This is a genomic window from Pantoea sp. EABMAA-21 (assembly GCF_030053335.1).
GTDB classification, from domain to species: Bacteria; Pseudomonadota; Gammaproteobacteria; order Enterobacterales; family Enterobacteriaceae; genus Pantoea; species Pantoea communis.
On the sequence record NZ_JASGBX010000055.1, the window covers coordinates 1 to 332 of the forward strand.

The following is a 332-nucleotide window of genomic DNA, read 5'->3' on the forward strand; positions in this document are numbered from 1 at the left end:
AGCGCGTTTGGCGGCCGCTATCCGTTTAAAAATGTCAGCAGTGAGGTGTCACTGCCGCTGCTGGCGAAATATCTGAACGCTGAGAACGGACGCATCACCCGCTTCCTGCAGTCGCGTCTGAGCGGCGTGCTGCACCGCGAAGGCACGCGCTGGATACCGGACAGCATCAACGCTCAGGGGCTGACTTTTAACCCGGCTTTTCTGCAGGCGCTTAATCAGCTCAGCCGGATTTCTGACGTGATGTTTACCCGCGGCGAGGCCGGGCTGCACTTTGAGCTGCGTCCTGGCACGGCTGCAGACGTGATGCAGACTGACCTGATTATCGACAGTCA

1 pseudogene is annotated in these 332 nt (G+C 59.0%); it reads left to right on the plus strand.

Annotated features, from left to right (window positions below):
- Positions 1-332 (plus strand): annotated as a pseudogene (locus QMZ65_RS25435) (type VI secretion IcmF C-terminal domain-containing protein); the annotation flags it as partial.